The organism is Bradyrhizobium sp. WSM4872, assembly GCF_055811715.1.
The window spans coordinates 26,803-42,961 of the sequence record NZ_JBVVPT010000007.1 but is presented as its reverse complement, the minus strand read 5'-3'; the positions used below and the strand labels follow the sequence as shown (position 1 = coordinate 42,961).

The window sequence follows — 16,159 nt, the reverse complement described above, 5'->3', positions numbered from 1 at the left end:
CTCATGAAAAATCGGCCCCAAGCGAACGCATCATTGGGATGAAATCCGGAAAACTGGTGGCGATGAAGGCGGTGTCGTCGACGGTCACCGGCTGGTCCGACGCGCAGCCCATCACCAGCGCGGACATCGCGATGCGATGGTCCATGTGGGTGGCCACAACGCCGCCGCCCGGAACGTGGCCGCGGCCTTCGACGATCAAATCGTCGCCGGAGACCTCGACCTTGACGCCGTTGACGCGGAGCATGGCGGCAGTGGCTTCGAGACGGTCGGATTCCTTGACACGCAGCTCCTGGAGGCCGCGCATGATGGTCGTTCCCTCGGCGAAGGCGGCCGCCACCGCCAGCACCAGATATTCGTCGATCATCGACGGTGCGCGCTCCGGCGGCACTTCGACACCGCGCAATTTCGAGGCGCGTACGCGCAGCTTCGCCATCGGCTCGCCGGCGTCGCCGCGAACTTCACTTTCCTCGATCGAGGCACCCATTTCGCGCAGCGTGGTGAAAAGACCGGTCCGCAGCGGATTGGTCATGACATCGGACAGGATGATTTCGGAGCCTTCGACGATCAGCGCAGCAACGATGGGGAACGCCGCCGACGAGGGATCGGCGGGCACGACGACATTGGCGCCATGCAGCTCAGGCTGGCCCACGAGCGTGATACGGCGGCCGTGCTGACCTTCCTGCACCGAGGTGATCTCGGCGCCGAAATGCTTGAGCATCAGCTCGGTATGGTCGCGACTGGCCTCGGTCTCGACCACGGTGGTGGTGCCCGGCGCGGCCAGGGCCGCGAGCAGGACGGCGGATTTGATCTGGGCCGACGCCACCGGCGTCTTGTAGGTGATCGGCAGCGGATCGCGCGCGCCCTGGACGGTCAGCGGCAGACGACCGCCCTCGCCGCCGGCGACGACCTTCGCACCCATCTTTTCCAGCGGATCCAGGATCCGGCGCATCGGCCGGCTGCGCAGCGAGGCATCGCCGTCGAAAATCGCAGAGATCGGGCAGCCGGCGACGGCGCCCATGACGAGCCGGCAGCCGGTGCCGGAGTTGCCAAAATCCAGCGGCGCTTTGGGCTCCGCGAAGCCCGCGACACCCACGCCGTTCACCTTCCAGGCGAAATCTCCGGTGCGCTCGACCCTGGCGCCAAGTGCCTGCATGGATTTGGCGGTGTTAAGGACGTCCTCGCCCTCCAGGAGGCCCGAAATCCGCGTCTCTCCAACCGCGAGCGCACCGAGGATGAGGGCACGGTGGGAGATCGACTTGTCTCCGGGCACCCGTACTTTCCCGGTCAGGGGACCGCTGGCGCGCGACTGGAGCGGCGTCGGCTTGTCGGAATCGGTCAAGTTTGTGTCCTTGGATAGGCCCGAAACGTCCCTGCGGGAGTCGCGGGGCAGGTACCACATGGTCTCCCCGCCGTCACGGGCATGTCGTTCTCCCGTAATGCGCTATTGACAGCGGGCCGCCAACTAGCCAAGTGAAGCACCGCTTTTCAGACATTCCCAGGATTCCTCTGCCGTGGCCAAGTCCGAACTCGGAACTAAACGTATTTGCCCCACCACGGGCAAAAAGTTCTATGACCTCAACAAGAATCCGGTGATCTCGCCCTATACCGGAGAAGTCGTGCCGATCGCGCCCATCGCGCCGGCTCGCGCACCCCGTGGCGCCGAAGCCCGCCACGCAGCCGCTGCCGCCGACGCCACGCCGGAGCCGGCGGAGGTCGAGGAGGTCTCGCTCGAGGAGGCCGATGCCGAGGAGAACACCGGCAAGGTCAAGGCGGTCGTGCCCGAATCCGAGGACGACATCGAAGTCGATGAGACCATCGAGGACGATGACGACGATGATTCGACCTTTATCGCCGACGACGAAGAAGGCGATGAGGACGTCACCGACATCATTGGTGATGTCGGCGGTGACGAAGAGACTTGAGATAATTCCAGAACTGTGGTTCTGGGTCTTTCCCGACGCGTCGCCCAAGGCGCGTCGGACGGTTAAGGGGCCATAGCTCAGCTGGGAGAGCGCTTGCATGGCATGCAAGAGGTCGGCGGTTCGATCCCGCCTGGCTCCACCAGCCTTCGCTCGCTTCGCGAGCTTCGGCTGGGCAAGCCCGGGAAGTCCCTCGTAGCGAAGTGAGCGAAGGCTGTCTCGCCATAGCCCGGAGGGCGACGGCGGACGAGGCAAGCACCTCAAGGCTCCTGGGAACTGCTATCCTGCCCTCAGGGAGGAAGCGGAATGAAATACGTCTATATTCTCGAAAGCCTTGATTCCGAGCACTTCTACGTTGGCATTACCGACGACTTACGAGCCCGTTTGGCAAAACATAACGCCGGTGAGGTGCCACACACGTCGAAGTACGGACCTTGGCGAATTCGGACCTATTTCGCGTTTGATGACGCGGCACGCGCTGTCGCCTTCGAGCGATACCTGAAATCTGGCTCGGGTCGCGCTTTCGCGAAGAAGCACTTCTAACCCTACTCCCCGATCACCGCATTCAACCTATCGCGCAGCGCCACGATTTCATCCTTCATCGCGACCAGTTCCGAGACCGAGCAGTCCGACGCCGCCAGGATCGATTGCGGCACGGCGCGCGCCTTGTCCTTCAGGGCGTGGCCCTGCGGGGTTAACGCGATCAGCACCTGACGTTCGTCCTCGCTCGAGCGCGTGCGCTTGACGAGGTGGGCCGCCTCGAGCCGCTTGAGCAGCGGCGTCAGCGTTCCCGAATCCAGGAACAACTTTTCGCCGATGGTCTTGACCGGCACGTCGTCGCGCTCCCACAGCACCAGCATCACCAGATATTGCGGATAGGTCAGGCCGAGCCGGTCCAGCAGCGGCTTGTAGACGCGGTTGAAGGCATGCGCGGCCGAGTAGACCGCGAAGCAGATCTGGTTGTCGAGGCGAAGCGGCGTGTCCGCTGCAGAATGTTTCCGGGGCATCGAGAATCTCACAGGACCAGCTCCATTCTGGGGCCGGCCGTCGCCACATTCAATTGCGAACAATTAAATGTGAGACGCCATGATTTCAATTGCCCACAATCTAATTGTTTGCAATAAGGATCGCACCCCACCCGAAAACACAGGGAGACGAAAATGTCAGTGAATGTCCTCTACAAGACCAGTGCTAAGGCCACCGGCGGCCGCGACGGCCATGCTGCGACCCTCGACGGCGCGCTCGACGTCAAGCTCACCACGCCGAAGGAGCTCGGCGGCGGCGGCGGCGCCGGCAACAATCCCGAGCAGCTGTTTGCGGCGGGCTATGCCGCCTGCTTCATCGGCGCGATGAAGTTCGTGTCCTCGCAGGGCGGCCCCAAGGTTCCGGCCGACGCCTCCGTGACCTCGACCGTCGGCATTGGCCCGCGCGCGGCCGGCGGCTTCGGTCTCGACATCGACCTTGCCGTATCGCTGCCGGGCCTCGCCCGCGCGGAAGCCGAGGCGCTGGTCGAGAAGGCGCACCAGGTGTGCCCCTATTCCAACGCGACGCGCGGTAATGTCGACGTTCGCCTGACGGTCGTCTGATCGGTTAGCTGAAGCGGCCGACCCGGGATCCCTCGGGCCGGCCGCTTCCCTTGATTTGCCATCCCACGGGATTGCGGCGACGGGCCTGCATGAGGCCCTACGCGGGAAGCCATTGCCGGCTCGGACGAACCTCGTTAGGCCTGTGATCACATCGACACAGGGGACGCGAAGGCATGACTGAAGCCGCCAGTTCTGGAGCCGCCACGGGTGCAATGAGCGGCCTGCGCGTCATCGATCTCACGCGCGTGCTCGGCGGTCCCTATTGCACCCAGATCCTCGCCGACCACGGCGCCGACGTGATCAAGGTCGAGCCGCCCGCAGGCGACGAGGTACGCGACTGGGGCCCTCCCTTCCACGAGGAAGACGCGGCCTATTTCATCGGCATCAACCGCAACAAGCGCTCGATCGGCCTCGACCTCGCCTCCGAGGGCGGCCGGACCGTGCTGCTCAAGATGCTGGAGAGCGCCGACGTCCTGATCGAGAACTTCAAGCCGGGCACGCTGGAGAAATGGGGCATCGGCAACGACGTGTTGCGCGAGAAATTCCCGCGCCTCGTGCATTGCCGGATCTGCGGCTTCGGCGCCGACGGCCCGCGCGGCGGCAATCCCGGCTATGACGCCATCATCCAGGCCATGACCGGCATGATCGCGGCGACCGGCTCGCCCGAGAGCGGACCGATGCGGATCGGCGTGCCGCTGGTCGACATCGGCACCGGCCTCTATGCGGCGATCGGCATCCTGATGGCGCTGTCGGAGCGGCAGCGCTCGGGCCAGGGCCAGTTCCTGGAGACCACGCTGTACGAGACCGGTCTCGCCATCATGCATCCGCACACCGCGAATTATTTCATGCATGGCAAGCCGCCGGCGCTGACCGGCAACGAGCATCCCAACCTCGTGCCCTATGCGATCTTCCCGACCAAGACCGACGACATCTTCATCGGCGTCGGCAATGACGGCACCTTCCGCAAGCTCGCCAAGGAGATCGGCAAGCCCGAGCTCGGCACCGATCCACGCTTTGCGCGCAACAAGGACCGCATCGCCAATCGCGAAGCGCTGCGGGCCGAACTCGCCGCCGTGTTCAGCCAGCACGAGGCCGAGCCGCTGTGCAATCGCCTGCTCGCCGCGGGCCTGCCCGCAGGCCCCGTGCAGAAGATCGACCAGGCGTTGACCAATCCGCACACGATCGCGCGCGGCGATATTATCGAGAAGGACTGGTACAAGGGCGTGGCGTCCCCGATCCGGCTCGACCGCAGCAAGCCGAGCCTGCATCGCCTGCCGCCGAAATTCAGCCAGCACGCAGCCGAGGTGCTCGGCGAGTTCGGCTACTCCAGGTCCGAGATCGACGCGATGGTCGAGCAGGGCACGGTCTGCGGCCCGGAACGCAAGCGCTGAGATAAGACGAAGATCGAGCCTCACCGTAGGCGCGCTCCCTCGCCCGCTTGCGGGAGAGGGTTGGGGAGAGGGTGTCTCCGCAACGGGACAATCCCCAAGCGGAGAGAGCCCTCACCCGCGCCTTCGGCGCGACCTCTCCCGCAAGCGGGAGAGGTTTTCGAGCTCGCAGCGGCATCGGCGATCTTCCACTGCCATTCCGCGATGACGTCCAATGCCGCACTGCGGCGCGGGCGCTCTGTGCAACGCGAATGGAGGACGCCGCGCGCGCGGCATTCGCCTATTTGACGGCTTCCCTTTTCCAGCGCTTGCCGCTTTCGTTTCGCCCGCTTACACAGTCATGTGAACGTCATATGGCGCTGCTAGCGCAAGCGATCATTTTTGACGGCCCAAGAGAACGGCCAAGGGAGGTTTACTTGATGGCTCTTAGAAAGTTTGGAGCGGCTGCCGCTATTGCACTCACGGTAGGACTATCGGCCTCGCCGGCCTTGGCCGCGACCGAAATCCAGTGGTGGCACGCGATGACCGGGGCCAACAACGACGTCATCGTCAAGCTCGCCACCGACTTCAACGCGTCGCAGAGCGACTACAAGGTGATCCCGACCTACAAGGGCAACTATCCCGATACGATGAACGCCGGCATCGCGGCGTTCCGCGCCGGCAATGCCCCGCACATCATGCAGGTGTTCGAAGTCGGCACCGCGACCATGATGGCCGCGACCGGCGCCGTGAAGCCCGTCTACAAGCTGATGGCCGACGCCGGCGAGAAGTTCGACCCCAAGATCTACCTGCCCGCCATCACCGGCTATTATTCGACGTCGAAGGGCGAAATGCTGTCCTTCCCCTTCAACTCGTCCTCGACCGTGATGTGGGTCAACCTCGACGAGCTGAAGAAGGCGAATGTCGAGATCCCGAAGACCTGGCCCGAAACGTTCGAGGCCGCCAAGAAGCTGAAGGCTGCGGGTCACGACACCTGCGGCTTCTCGGGCTCCTGGGTCACCTGGGTCAATCTCGAACAGCTCTCGGCCTGGCACAATTTGCCGCTCGCCAGCAAGGCCAACGGCCTCGACGGCTTCGACACCGTGCTCGAGTTCAACGGACCGCTTCAGGTCAAGCATCTCGAAACCCTGGTCGAGCTGCAGAAGACCAAGACCTATGACTACGCCGGCCGCACCAACACCGGCGAGGGTCGCTTCACCTCCGGCGAATGCCCGATCTACCTGACCTCGTCCGCGTTCTTCGGCAACGTCAAGGCGCAGGCCAAGTTCAACTTCACAGCCGTGCCGATGCCCTATTATCCCGACGTCAAGGGCGCACCGCAGAACTCGATCATCGGCGGCGCTTCGCTGTGGGTGATGGGCGGCAAGTCGGCCGAGGAATACAAGGGCGTCGCGAAGTTCCTGACCTTCCTCTCGGACACTGATCGCCAGGTCTATATCCACAAGGCCTCCGGCTATCTGCCGATCACCAAGGCGGCCTATGCGAAGGCAAAGGAAGAGGGCTTCTACAAGGATCAGCCCTATCTCGAAACGCCGCTGCTCGAGCTGACCAACAAGGAGCCGACCGAGAACTCGCGCGGTCTGCGCCTCGGCAACATGGTGCAGCTGCGTGACGTCTGGTCGGAAGAGATCGAGCAGGCGCTGGCCGGCAAGAAGACCGCCAAGCAGGCACTCGACTCCGCGGTTGAGCGCGGCAACACGATGCTGCGGCAGTTCGAAAAGACCGCCGTCAAGTGAGGCAATGAGCGGCAGGCCGCGACCCGGCCTGCCGCTCTGCTGGCATCATGCAAAAGCAAGCCATTTTCCAGTCAAGGCTGTTACCGTACGCGCTGGTTGCGCCGCAGCTCGCGATCGTCCTGATTTTCTTCTATTGGCCGGCCCTGCAGGCGGTGATCCAGTCCTTCCTGCTGCAGGATGCGTTTGGGCTGTCGACCACCTTTGTCTGGTTCGAGAATTACATCGAGCTGTTCAAGGACGCAGCCTATTTCGAGGCGATCGTCCGAACGTTCTTGTTCTCGTTCGCGATCGCCGTCTCTTCGCTGTCCTTCGCGCTGCTGCTCGCCGTGATGGCGGACAAGCCGCTGCGTGGCTCGATGCTCTACCGCACGCTCCTGATCTGGCCCTATGCGGTGGCGCCGCCCGTGGTCGGCGTGCTCTGGATCTTCATGCTGCATCCCTCGCTCGGCGTGCTCTCGCGCTATCTGCGCAACATGGGCATCGACTGGAATCCGCTGCTCGACGGCGACCAAGCCGCGGCGCTGATCATCCTCGCCGCCGCATGGAAGCAGATCTCCTATAATTTCCTGTTCTTCCTCGCCGGCCTGCAGGCGATCCCGAAGAGCGTGTTCGAGGCCGCCGCGATCGACGGCGCCCGCCCGATGCGGCGTTTCTGGACCGTGACCTTCCCGCTACTGTCGCCGACCATTTTCTTCCTGCTGGTGGTCAACATCGTCTACGCCTTCTTCGACACGTTCGGCATCATCGACACCATGACCCGCGGCGGTCCGGGAACGTCGACGGTCACGCTGGTCTACAAGGTCTATTCCGACGGCCTGCTCGGCGGCAATCTCGGCAGCTCGGCGGCGCAGTCGGTGATCCTGATGGTCATGGTCATCGTGCTCACCGGAATCCAGTTCCGGTTCGTCGAACGCAAGGTGACCTACTGATGGTCGAGGAAGAGGGCTTCCGGCGCTACATCGCCCACATCATCCTCTGGATCGGGATCGCGATCGTCGCCTTCCCGGTCTACATCGCGTTCGTCGCCTCGACCCAGGACAACGCGCTGATCGCCAACGGACAGATGTCACTGCTGCCGGGCGGTCATTTCTTCGAGGTCTACTACCAGACCATTTTCGTCGGCACGAGCGGCTCCACCCGCGAGCCCGTCGGCAACATGATGCTGAACTCGCTGGTGATGGCGCTCTTGATCGCGGTCGGCAAGATCGCGATCTCGATCATCTCGGCCTATGCGATCGTCTATTTCCGCTTTCCGTTCCGGATGCCGATCTTCTGGATCATCTTCATCACCCTGATGCTGCCGGTCGAGGTGCGCATCTATCCGACCTACAAGATCGTCGCAGATCTGCACATGCTCGACAGCTATGCGGGCCTGGCGCTGCCCCTGATCGCCTCGGCCACCGCGACGCTGCTGTTTCGCCAGTTCTTCATGACCGTGCCGGACGAGCTGCTGGAGGCCTCGCGCATCGACGGCGCCGGTCCCTTGCGCTTCTTCTGGGATACGCTGCTGCCGCTGTCGCGCACCAATATGGCGGCGCTGTTCGTGATCCTCTTCATCCTCGGCTGGAATCAATATCTCTGGCCGCTGCTGATCACCACCCGCGACGACATGCAGACCATCCAGGTCGGCATCCGCAAGATGATCACCACCACCGACGCGCTGACCGAATGGCCGATCGTGATGGCGACGGCCGTGCTGGCGATGCTGCCGCCGGTGTTCGTCGTCGTCGTGATGCAGAAATTGTTCGTGCGCGGACTCGTGGAGACGGAAAAGTAAATCCCATGGCTAACGTCACCCTGCGCAACGTCCGCAAGACCTATCCCGGCGGCTTCGAGGCCATCAAGGGCGTCAACGTCGATGTCGGCGACGGCCAATTCTGCGTGCTGGTCGGCCCCTCCGGCTGCGGCAAGTCGACATTGCTGCGCATGGTCGCAGGCCTCGAAACCGTCACCGGCGGCGAGATCGACATCGGCGGCCGCATCGTCAACCAGATCGAGCCCGCCGACCGCGACATCGCGATGGTGTTCCAGAACTACGCGCTCTATCCGCATATGAGCGTCTTCAACAACATGGCCTACGGCCTGCGCAACCGCGGCATGAAGGAGGCGGAGGTCAAGACCCGCGTCGACGAAGCCGCGCGCGTGCTCGAGCTCACATCGATGCTGGAGCGCAAACCGCGCCAGCTCTCCGGCGGCCAGCGCCAGCGCGTCGCCATGGGCCGCGCCATCGTGCGCCAGCCCAAAGTGTTTTTGTTCGACGAGCCGTTGTCCAACCTCGACGCCAAACTCCGCATCGCGATGCGGGTCGAGATCCGCAAATTGCAGCGCCGGCTCAACACCACGTCGATCTACGTCACCCACGACCAGCTCGAGGCGATGACGCTCGCCGACATTCTCGTGGTGATGAACGGCGGCCAGGTCGAGCAGGTCGGCAATCCGCTCGCGATCTACGAGAAGCCGGCGACGACCTTTGTCGCCTCCTTCATCGGCGCGCCGCCGATGAATCTGATGTCAATTCGCGCCGACGAGATCAAATCGCAGCTCGGCAGCACCGACGCCGGCATCCTCGGCATCCGCCCGGAAGACTTCGTCATCACCGACCAGACCCCGGCGGGCGGCGTCGCGCTCCCGCTCACCGTGGAAGCGATCGAGCGCGTCGGCGCCGAAACCTTCGTCTACGGCACGCGGGCTCAGGACGAGCAGCGCATCGCCGCCAACCCCGGCGAACTGCCGCCCGGCGAGGTCATCGTGCGCATTCCCGGCTCCGAGGCGCCGCCGATCGGCGCGAAGATCCGCGTCGCAGCGACGCGCCAAAAGCTGCATCTGTTCAGCGGCGACGGCCGGACGCGGATCGAGGCCTGACCTGGTTCCACAGGGCCGTCGATTAAAAACCGCGAAAACAACCCCATGCACAGTAGAAGGGGGTTTGTTTTTGTTGAGAAAAATCGCGCCGCGATTTCGTCGTGCCGGGCCTGTCGCAGGCGTTTCGCGCCATGACGACAAGTCAGCTTTCGTGCATGGCAGAGCGGGTGAGCTGCCCATCCACAGCCCCCCGCTACGTCCTTGAACCTACACGCGGATATGCCCATATTGCTGATCAAGGGGTGCCTGTACGGGCCCTGATGCACCAAAGTCGCTTCGAGAGGACTTTGTAAACTATGTCTCGTGTTCCCACGCTTTCCAGTCCGTTCCTGCTGGGCTTCGACGAGATCGAGCGCGTGCTCGATCGGGTCGTCAAAGGCGCCGACGGTTACCCTCCCTACAATATCGAGAGGTGCGACCGATCGGAGGGCCAGCCCGAGCGTTTGCGAATCACGCTGGCGGTCGCCGGATTCACCCGCGACCAACTCGATGTAACCATTGAGGAAAACCAGCTCGTCATTCGCGGACGGCAGCAGGACGACAAGACCCGGCAATACATCCATCGCGGCATCGCCGCGCGCCACTTCCAGCGCACTTTCGTGCTGGCAGAGGGGATGCTGGTGCTGGGTGCGGATCTGAAGAACGGATTGCTGGCGATCGATCTTGCCCGGCCGGAACCGGAGAGGATCGTTAAGACAATCGCTATCAATGAGCACGAATAATGGAACGAGTAGCGGACTCGACCGCTTAGTGTTCCAGAGGAGTCGAGACCATGAGTGAAGGTCACGTTGCGTTCGAATACGAAGCCAAGAACGTCTCGCCAGAGACGCTGGCAACCCTCGGCGAAGGCCATATCGCCTATGTGAAGCAGATCCGCTCCGAGGATGTGCCGGGCCTGTTTCCCGAAGCGCCGAAGATCGCGCCGGGCCTCAAGCTCTTCGCGCTCCACGCCGCCGACGGCACGCCGATCATGCTGACCGACAGCCGCGAAGCCGCGATCGCCAACGCCTGGAGCAACGAGCTGCAAGCGGTGAGCGTGCACTGAGCACGCGCACGTCGCACGAATAGGGTTTCAAGCGGGCATGCCTTCGCAGGAAGGCGTGCCCGTTTTGCTTTTAGCAGCCCGGCTCCGCCATCACTTCACAAAGCCAAGTCCTTCGCGCGCCGTGTCCACGGCCCATTTGTCGCTCAGTGGCAGCGCGAGCACGCTGTTGAAATCCGCGCGCGCATGTTTTGGGTCGGACATCATCATGTAGAGGAGGGCACGATTGACCAGGGCGAGCTGGCTTTTGGGATCGAGCCGGATCGCCTCGTTATAGTCGGCGAGCGCGCGATCGTGCTGTCCCATGTCCCGAAACAGACCGGCGCGACTGTTGTAGGCCTCCGAATTCCCCGGCTGTAGCCGGATCACTTCGTCAAAATCGGCAAGGGCACGTTTGTCGTCGCCCTTTCCGTGCAGGACGACGCCGCGAACGAGATAGGCCTTTGCGAAAGACGGCGTAATCCTGGTAACGTCATCCAGCTCCCGGATGGTGCTGTCAGCATCGTCCTTCTTCAGAAACACCATGGCCCGGCAATAGTGGCCGCCGGCCCTTCCGGGCTCCAGACGGACTGCGCTGTCGCAGTCGTCCAGAGCCGCATCGATCTCGCCCTTGTGGGAGCGAATGGTGCTTCGCAACTCGTAGGGCCAGGCGGCGGCCGGATTGCGCTGCATCGCCTCGCTGTAGTCGGCGACGGCGTGATCGGTGTCGCCCTTCGCTGCATACGCCTCCCCTCGCATGACGAGCGCACGGTAAGCCTGCTTGGGGCTGCGTTCGATGGCCTCGGTGAAGCCTGCGATCGCGCGATCAAAATCGCCCCTGTTGAAATACTCCTCGGCGCGCGAGGTATAGGACGGCCCATAATTTGGGTCGAGGCGAATGGCCTCGTTGTAGTCGATCATGGCGTGATCGCGATCGCCTTTGGCGGAATAGGCCCGCCCGCGGCAGTGATAGGCCCGCCCGAAATTTGGATCGATCCGGATCGCGGCGCTGCAATCCTCGAAGGCGCGATTCCAGTCTCGCTTCATGTACCAGGCTTCGCCGCGCAGCTCGTAAGCAACCGCATTGGTCGCATCGGCTGCAATGATCTCGGTCTTCTCCGCGATGACGCGGTCGTTGGACGCCTCGTCGGCGCGGGCCACGGCGGTGGCGACAATGGTGACGGAGCAAAGCAGACCGAAGACCCGCCCGATCGAACCGCAAATCATCTTGCAAAATCCCCGCGCCGAAACAGTGCCGGAGACGAAATATCGCAGCGCCCGGCTGCACAATAGGTCGCAGACGGCGCTGCGTCGGTTCGACGGAGAAGGGTTACGCCGCAGTCGCCGGCGGCAGCGCCAGCACCGAATAGATCGCCTGGGCATCGCGCGAGGCGCGGAGCTTTTTGGCGATGTCCTGGTCGCGGAGGAGACGGGCGATGCGGGCCAGCGCCTTCAAATGATCGGCGCCGGCGCCTTCGGGGGCGAGCAGCAGGAAGACGAGGTCGACCGGCTGGCCGTCCATCGATTCGAAATCGATCGGACGATCGAGACGGGCGAACAGGCCGAAGATCTTTTCCAGCTTGGGCAGCTTGCCGTGGGGGATGGCGACGCCGTAGCCGACCGCGGTGGTGCCGAGCTTCTCGCGTTGCAGGAGCACCTCGAACACGGAACGCTCGTTCTGCCCGGTCAGCTCGGCGGCCTTGGCCGCGAGTTCCTGAAGCGCCTGCTTCTTGCTGTTGACCTTCAATGCCGGGAGAATCGCCTCGGGCGCGACCAGATCGGTAATCGGCATGGAAGTCTTCCGAGGTGAATGAAAACGTCAGGTTCCGAATTGGCCAGCCTGGACAAAGAACCTGGGCGGGCCGACGTCGAGAAGTTCAAGCAGGAGGCGGACTTAGCTCGCCCCTGATGTGGGGGGCTTCTACTCCAACGCAATCCCGGTGCCAACTCCCGCGTGCAGCTTTGCCCCGGTCATTGTTAAGGCGGAAAGGAGCCCCGGGGCGGGGTTCCAGGGTGCCGCCCAATGGCCCCTCAGGCCTTGCCATCCGCCTTGGCCCCCGGGGGGTCGATCCAGCCGACATTGCCGTCCGCCCGGCGGTAAATGATGTTCACCCGGCCCGAGGAACCGTGCTGAAACACCAGGCAGGGCGCCCCGCTGAGGTCGAGTTCCATGACCGCTTCGCTCACGGACAGCGGCTTCAGCGAGGTGGTGGCCTCGGCGATGATGACGGGGCTGTAGCCGGTGATCTCGTCCTCGTCCTCACCTTCGCCCGGTGCCTCCAGCACGTAGCTGGTGGCATCCATGGCGGCCAGCGCCGCGGAGGCGACATGAGCCTTGCGGGCAGAGCGGTCCTTGAGCCGGCTCTTGTAGCGCTTGAGCCGCTTCTCGATCATCAGAAGCGCCTGGTCGGCACTGGCATAGGCGTCCGGCGCGTTCGAGTCGGCCTCGAGCGTGATTCCCGAATCGAGATGCAGCGCACAGTCGGTGCGGAAGCCGAAGCCGTCCTTGCTCAGCGTGATGTGGCCGGAATAATTGCCATCAAAATATTTGCGCAGGACCTCTTCAGTCCGGTCGGTGACCCGGCCGCGCAGGGCCTCGCCGACATTGACGCTCTTTCCCGAGATGCGGAGAGTCATGTGAACCTCGCTTGGTTCGTGCCTGGCCAGGATCGGGCCCGATAGCGGATCGAGAGTAGCGCGATTTGGCGCCGGCGCAATCAGGCCGGTTCGGGATTGCGGGAGCGATCGGCCATGGCGGTGGAGAGGACGTTACCAAGAGCGCTCTGCTTGTCGCGACGGCGTTGCACCGAGGAAGGAATGCGCATGGCTTCGCGGTATTTCGCGACCGTGCGGCGGGCGATATCAATGCCCGAGCCGCGCAAGCGTTCCACGATGGTGTCGTCGGACAGGATCGCGGACGGCGCCTCCGCATCGATCAGCAGCTTGATGTGGTGACGCACGGCTTCGGCCGAATGCGCTTCGCCGCCATCGGCCGAGGCGATCGAGGCCGTGAAGAAATATTTCAGCTCGAACGTGCCGCGATTGGTCGCCATGTATTTGTTGGCGGTGACGCGCGACACCGTGGATTCATGCATCTGGATGGCGTCGGCGACGGCCTTCAGATTCAGCGGTCGCAGATGCGCCACGCCATGGGTGAAGAAGCCGTCCTGCTGGCGCACGATCTCGGTTGCGACTTTCAGGATGGTGCGGGCGCGCTGGTCGAGCGCGCGCACCAGCCAGGTCGCGTTCTGAAGCGCGTCGGTGAAATAGGATTTGTCGCCGTCCTTGCCGATCTTCTTCGAGAGCTGCGAATAGTAGGTCTGGTTGACCAGCACGCGCGGCAAGGTGTCGCTGTTGAGCTCGACATGCCAGCCGCCGTCGGGACCCGGGCGGACATAGACATCGGGCACCATGGTCTGGAGCCGGGCCGAGCCGAACTTCATGCCCGGCTTGGGATTGAGCCGGCGGATCTCGCCGATCATGTCGGCGATGTCCTCGTCGTCGACGCCGCAGACTTTGCGCAAGGCTCCGATGTCGCGCTTGGCGAGGAGGTCGAGATGCTCGACCAGGGCCTGCATCGCGGGATCGTAGCGGTCGAGCTCGCGGAGCTGGATCGCCAGGCATTCGCTCAAATTGCGCGCGCAGACGCCGGGCGGATCGAATTTTTGCAGCACGGCAAGAACGTTCTCGACGTCCTGCTGCGATGCCCCCAGCCGTTCGGCGGCTTGGCCGAGATCGCCCGGCAAATAGCCAGCCTCGTCGACGAGGTCGATCAAATACTGGCCGATCATGCGCTGCGCGGCCCCGGTGAAGGCAACCGAGAGCTGCTCGGCGAGATGGTCGCCGAGCGTGGTCTCTGCGGCGACGAAGGCTTCGAGATTGTAATCCTCGTCACCGGAGGCGCCGCCGCCCCATTCGGTATAGGTGGTCGGCGCCGCATCCTGGGCGTTGCGCGCGGCCGCTTCGGCCGGTTCCTCGGAAAAGACATTGTCCAGCCCGGTGTCCATGGTCTGCTCGATCTCGGCGCGGGTGCCGAGATCCTTGCTCATCCACTCTTCCTGGCCTGGCTCGAAGGCTTCGCCCGGGCCGCCGCCGGGCTCGTCGTTGTGGCCACCGTCGCTGTCGTTGAACTGGCCGGTCTCGGCCGGGCCCTCGCCGGCGGGCGGCTCGTCATTGGCCCGTTCTAGCAGCGGGTTACGCTCGAGTTCCTCTTCGACGAACGTCGTGAGATCGAGATTGGACAATTGCAGCAGCTTGATCGCCTGCATCAACTGCGGCGTCATGACCAGCGACTGCGATTGCCGGAACTCTAATCTCTGCGAAAGCGCCATGAAGCAAGAACCGATCCCAAAAAGTTGGTCCGATTTTTGCTTATCTTAGTCCGAGCCCGATGTACACGTCTTGACGAAATCGAAAAACGGGCTAGAGGCGGAATTCCTCGCCAAGGTAAAGGCGGCGCACGTCCGGATCGGCGACGATCTCCTCCGGGCTGCCCTCGGTCAGGATTTCACCGGCATAGACGATGTAGGCGCGATCGGTAAGGCCGAGCGTCTCGCGCACATTGTGGTCGGTGATCAGCACGCCGATGCCGCGGTTGGTGAGGTGGCGGACGAGGTCCTGGATGTCGCCGACCGCGATCGGATCGATGCCGGCAAAGGGCTCGTCGAGCAGCATGTAGTTCGGACGCGTCGCCAGCGCGCGCGCGATCTCGACGCGGCGCCGCTCACCTCCGGACAGCGCGATGGACGGCGATTTCCTTAAGCGCGTGATGTTGAACTCCTCGAGCAGCGAATCGAGCTGCTGCTCGCGCTTCTTGCGCGAGGGCTCGACCACTTCGAGCACGGCGCGGATGTTCTGTTCGACGGTGAGACCGCGGAAGATCGAGGCCTCCTGCGGCAGATAGCCGATGCCGAGGCGCGCGCGCTGATACATCGGCAGCTTGGTGACGTCGTGGCCGTCGAGCTCGATCGCGCCGCGATCCGCCTTGATCAGGCCGGTGATCATGTAGAACACGGTGGTCTTGCCGGCGCCGTTGGGGCCGAGCAGGCCGACCGCTTCACCGCGGCGCACATAGATGCTGACGCCGCGCACGACCTGGCGGCTGCCAAAACTCTTTTCCACGCTATGCACAGCCAGGAAGCCCGGGCGCTTCAAGAGCTGAGGCCCGCCGGAACCGTTGGGCCTGCCGGCAGCCCTGACCGGGTGAACCGCCTGAGCCCGGGGCGGCTCGGCCTGATAGTCGCCCTGATAGTCCCCTTGGAACTGATCGGGTGCATGCATCGGTTGGTTACGGGCGATCGGCGGCGCGTCCCTGACCGGGCTGGCCACAAGACCGCCGACGCTGTCACCGAGCGCGGTGATGTCCTGACGCGCAAATCCTGGCCGGCCGCGTTTGGCGGGGCGCCGACGGAACATGCTGAAGAGATCGACCATCCCCGCCTTCTAGCCTTTCGCGACGATCCTGCGCGGTTTTCGCGCGAACTGCCGCGCCGGCCTCAGGATTCGCCGACGCAGCATGAATGAAGGGATGTCTCATGCCCAGTGAAACACGCCCGAAAAGCGGCGAACCCCGCTTCGAAAGCCCTTCGCGCTAGATACAGTCTCGGCGCGCAAGCTTCAACCTCGGATCGGGAGTGATCAACCCAAG

Annotated in this window: 17 protein-coding genes and 1 tRNA gene; 11 read left to right on the top strand and 7 right to left on the bottom strand. The window is 63.7% G+C overall.

Features of this window, described 5'->3' with window-relative positions:
• Position 1: 1 nt before the first annotated feature.
• Entirely contained in the window at positions 2 to 1,399 is a 1,398-nt protein-coding gene (gene aroA, locus AC0L3C_RS12140) for a 3-phosphoshikimate 1-carboxyvinyltransferase (RefSeq protein ID WP_473408094.1), read from the bottom strand.
• Between the two features lie 112 nt (positions 1,400 to 1,511).
• Between aroA and AC0L3C_RS12135 the strand changes: the two genes are divergently transcribed.
• From AC0L3C_RS12135 to AC0L3C_RS12125, 3 genes are all read left to right on the top strand, one after another.
• Positions 1,512 to 1,922 carry a TIGR02300 family protein gene (locus tag AC0L3C_RS12135; protein WP_007598417.1) on the top strand — a complete coding sequence of 137 codons (411 nt, stop codon included), beginning with the start codon at positions 1,512 to 1,514 and terminating at the stop codon, positions 1,920 to 1,922.
• Between the two features lie 66 nt (positions 1,923 to 1,988).
• Positions 1,989 to 2,064: transfer RNA gene (locus AC0L3C_RS12130), tRNA-Ala, on the top strand.
• Positions 2,065 to 2,225: 161 nt separating this feature from the next.
• Positions 2,226 to 2,462: a GIY-YIG nuclease family protein gene (locus AC0L3C_RS12125; RefSeq protein WP_018645072.1), complete on the top strand. Its 237-nt coding sequence runs from the start codon at positions 2,226 to 2,228 to the stop codon at positions 2,460 to 2,462.
• A 2-nt stretch (positions 2,463 to 2,464) separates the two neighbouring features.
• Here the strand turns inward: AC0L3C_RS12125 and AC0L3C_RS12120 are convergent, their stop codons facing one another.
• Positions 2,465 to 2,926 carry a MarR family winged helix-turn-helix transcriptional regulator gene (locus AC0L3C_RS12120; protein ID WP_473264354.1) on the bottom strand — a complete coding sequence of 154 codons (462 nt, stop codon included), beginning with the start codon at positions 2,924 to 2,926 and terminating at the stop codon, positions 2,465 to 2,467.
• 153 nt (positions 2,927 to 3,079) lie between these two features.
• Between AC0L3C_RS12120 and AC0L3C_RS12115 the strand changes: the two genes are divergently transcribed.
• The 8 genes from AC0L3C_RS12115 (at position 3,080) to AC0L3C_RS12080 (ending at position 10,536) form a co-directional block, all read left to right on the top strand.
• A complete protein-coding gene (locus tag AC0L3C_RS12115; protein ID WP_007598424.1) occupies positions 3,080 to 3,505 on the top strand; it encodes an organic hydroperoxide resistance protein in 426 nt (141 codons plus the stop codon).
• A 173-nt stretch (positions 3,506 to 3,678) separates the two neighbouring features.
• On the top strand, positions 3,679 to 4,896 hold the full coding sequence (locus AC0L3C_RS12110; protein WP_473278511.1) for a CaiB/BaiF CoA transferase family protein: 1,218 nt from the start codon (positions 3,679 to 3,681) through the stop codon (positions 4,894 to 4,896).
• Positions 4,897 to 5,312: 416 nt separating this feature from the next.
• A complete protein-coding gene (gene ugpB, locus AC0L3C_RS12105) occupies positions 5,313 to 6,629 on the top strand; it encodes a sn-glycerol-3-phosphate ABC transporter substrate-binding protein UgpB (RefSeq protein ID WP_473278512.1) in 1,317 nt (438 codons plus the stop codon).
• Positions 6,630 to 6,676: 47 nt separating this feature from the next.
• Positions 6,677 to 7,558 carry a sn-glycerol-3-phosphate ABC transporter permease UgpA gene (gene ugpA / locus AC0L3C_RS12100; RefSeq protein WP_007603953.1) on the top strand — a complete coding sequence of 294 codons (882 nt, stop codon included), beginning with the start codon at positions 6,677 to 6,679 and terminating at the stop codon, positions 7,556 to 7,558.
• Positions 7,558 to 8,406 carry a sn-glycerol-3-phosphate ABC transporter permease UgpE gene (gene ugpE / locus AC0L3C_RS12095; RefSeq protein ID WP_063992189.1) on the top strand — a complete coding sequence of 283 codons (849 nt, stop codon included), beginning with the start codon at positions 7,558 to 7,560 and terminating at the stop codon, positions 8,404 to 8,406. The genes ugpA and ugpE overlap by 1 nt, the downstream gene beginning before the upstream one ends.
• Positions 8,407 to 8,411: 5 nt before the next feature.
• The gene (locus AC0L3C_RS12090) at positions 8,412 to 9,491 is read left to right on the top strand and encodes a sn-glycerol-3-phosphate import ATP-binding protein UgpC (protein ID WP_473408093.1); all 1,080 of its coding nucleotides are present in this window, start codon (positions 8,412 to 8,414) and stop codon (positions 9,489 to 9,491) included.
• Between the two features lie 296 nt (positions 9,492 to 9,787).
• Positions 9,788 to 10,213 (top strand): Hsp20 family protein, encoded by a 426-nt coding sequence (locus AC0L3C_RS12085; RefSeq protein WP_007598583.1) that lies wholly within the window; start codon positions 9,788 to 9,790, stop codon positions 10,211 to 10,213.
• 50 nt (positions 10,214 to 10,263) lie between these two features.
• Positions 10,264 to 10,536: a BQ00720 family protein gene (locus tag AC0L3C_RS12080; protein WP_007598581.1), complete on the top strand. Its 273-nt coding sequence runs from the start codon at positions 10,264 to 10,266 to the stop codon at positions 10,534 to 10,536.
• 90 nt (positions 10,537 to 10,626) lie between these two features.
• On the opposite strand, the gene AC0L3C_RS12075 is transcribed toward AC0L3C_RS12080, so the two are convergent.
• From AC0L3C_RS12075 to lptB, 5 genes are all read right to left on the bottom strand, one after another.
• On the bottom strand, positions 10,627 to 11,739 hold the full coding sequence (locus AC0L3C_RS12075; RefSeq protein WP_473408092.1) for a tetratricopeptide repeat protein: 1,113 nt from the start codon (positions 11,737 to 11,739) through the stop codon (positions 10,627 to 10,629).
• Between the two features lie 103 nt (positions 11,740 to 11,842).
• Positions 11,843 to 12,304: a PTS IIA-like nitrogen regulatory protein PtsN gene (gene ptsN / locus AC0L3C_RS12070; RefSeq protein WP_027514736.1), complete on the bottom strand. Its 462-nt coding sequence runs from the start codon at positions 12,302 to 12,304 to the stop codon at positions 11,843 to 11,845.
• 239 nt (positions 12,305 to 12,543) lie between these two features.
• On the bottom strand, positions 12,544 to 13,149 hold the full coding sequence (gene hpf, locus AC0L3C_RS12065; RefSeq protein ID WP_473264349.1) for a ribosome hibernation-promoting factor, HPF/YfiA family: 606 nt from the start codon (positions 13,147 to 13,149) through the stop codon (positions 12,544 to 12,546).
• Positions 13,150 to 13,229: 80 nt separating this feature from the next.
• Positions 13,230 to 14,843, bottom strand: a complete 1,614-nt coding sequence (rpoN, locus tag AC0L3C_RS12060) for an RNA polymerase factor sigma-54 (protein WP_473264348.1) — start codon at positions 14,841 to 14,843, stop codon at positions 13,230 to 13,232.
• 91 nt (positions 14,844 to 14,934) lie between these two features.
• The gene (gene lptB / locus AC0L3C_RS12055; RefSeq protein ID WP_473408091.1) at positions 14,935 to 15,945 is read right to left on the bottom strand and encodes an LPS export ABC transporter ATP-binding protein; all 1,011 of its coding nucleotides are present in this window, start codon (positions 15,943 to 15,945) and stop codon (positions 14,935 to 14,937) included.
• Positions 15,946 to 16,159 lie beyond the last annotated feature (214 nt).